The sequence below is a fragment of the Chryseobacterium taiwanense genome, assembly GCF_000813825.1.
In the GTDB taxonomy this organism is placed as follows: domain Bacteria; phylum Bacteroidota; class Bacteroidia; order Flavobacteriales; family Weeksellaceae; genus Chryseobacterium; species Chryseobacterium taiwanense.
The window spans coordinates 1-1,639 of the sequence record NZ_JWTA01000030.1; the positions used below are offsets into that span (position 1 = coordinate 1).

The window sequence follows — 1,639 nt, forward strand, 5'->3', positions numbered from 1 at the left end:
AGCCGGAACTTATACGCAAACGGTTACATATACTGCGACTGCTTTGTAACATCTATAAGAAATTAATAAACTAAATATTACTAACATGCCAAGACAATTTACAATTGCATCTTTGATTATTGTAGGAATCATATTAGGAACGAACAAAATTCAGGCTCAAAATACAACCGCAACAACAACAGCGAACATCACTCTGAAAGATGTAATTTCCATCGACGCAGGAAGTACTGCAATTGGTAATACGGTTGACTTCAACTATGTTACTGCAGCAGACTACAACTCTGATCAGACCATTACTAAAGCCAACTCTTTAAAAGTTACTTCAACGAAGAACTTTAATGTTAAAGTAAAAGCAGGAGGCGCTAATTTCATGAATGGAACGAACTTAATCCCTGTAAATGTTTTGACTATTAAAGCAGCTACAGCTGCCGGAACAATGGGGGGAACAAAAAGCGCTGTAGTTTTATCTGCAACGGATCAAACCTTAGTATCCAATGCTCCTCTTGGAAGTGCATTAACACTGAATTTGGACTACACTATTCCAGCAGCTAAATCATCATCTTCTGATATTTTAGGTAAACCAGCTGGAACTTATACGCAAACAGTTACGTATACCGCGACTGCTTTATAATTTAAATAAACAATAATTTATAGAATAATCCCTCAATACGTTGGAAGTATTGAGGGCTTTTCTTTTTAATCCAAATAAATCAACCTTGTAGTTATTTTACTACACGAACTTCCATGTTCCACTACAAAGAAACTTTTTTCGCCGCTGTAGATTTGTAATGTCAAAAGAGGACAATTAAATAAGAATAAAAATTAAAAATAATAGTATCATGAAAAAACAAATCTTAATCGCAGCTTTAACTTTCGGAGCAATCATATTAGGAACAAGCAATGTTCAGGCTCAAAATACAACCGCAACAACAACAGTAAACATTACTCTGAATGATGTGATCTCTATCGATGCAGGAAGTACAGCAATTGGTAATACGGTTGACTTCAACTATGCTACTGCAGCAGACTATAATTCAGATCAAACCATTACTAAAGCCAATTCTTTGAAAGTTACTTCAACGAAAAACTTTAATGTTAAAGTAAAAGCAGGAGGCGCTAATTTCATGAATGGAACCAACTTAATCCCTGTAAATGTTTTGACGATTAAAGCAGCTACAGCTGCCGGAACAATGGGAGGAACAAAAAGCGCTGTAGTTTTATCTGCAACGGATCAAACCTTAGTATCCAATGCTCCTCTTGGAAGCGCCTTAACATTGAATCTGGATTATACCATTCCGGCAGCTAAATCATCATCTTCTGATATTTTAGGTAAACCAGCCGGAACTTATACACAGACAGTTACGTATACTGCGACTGCTTTGTAATAAAAGCAAACAGCAATTTTATATAAGCCCTCAATACATAGAACGGATTGAGGGCTTTTCTTTTTAATCCAAATAAATAAACCTTGTAGTTATTTTACTACATGAACTTCCATGTTCCACTACAAAGAAACTTTTTTCGCCGCTGTAGATTTGTAATGTCAAAAGAGGACAATTAAACAAGAATAAAAATTAAAAATAATAGTATCATGACAAAACAAATCTTAATCGCAGCTTTAACTTTCGGAGCAATCATA

At 35.1% G+C, this 1,639-nt stretch carries 2 protein-coding genes; both read left to right on the plus strand.

The genetic code is table 11. The annotated features are described in order from the left end of the window. The first annotated feature begins 85 nt into the window (after window positions 1-85). On the plus strand, window positions 86-631 hold the full coding sequence (locus RM51_RS18840) for a hypothetical protein (RefSeq protein ID WP_039373311.1): 546 nt from the start codon (window positions 86-88) through the stop codon (window positions 629-631). Between the two features lie 208 nt (window positions 632-839). Beyond that, the gene (locus RM51_RS18845; RefSeq protein ID WP_039373313.1) at window positions 840-1,385 is read left to right on the plus strand and encodes a hypothetical protein; all 546 of its coding nucleotides are present in this window, start codon (window positions 840-842) and stop codon (window positions 1,383-1,385) included. Window positions 1,386-1,639 lie beyond the last annotated feature (254 nt).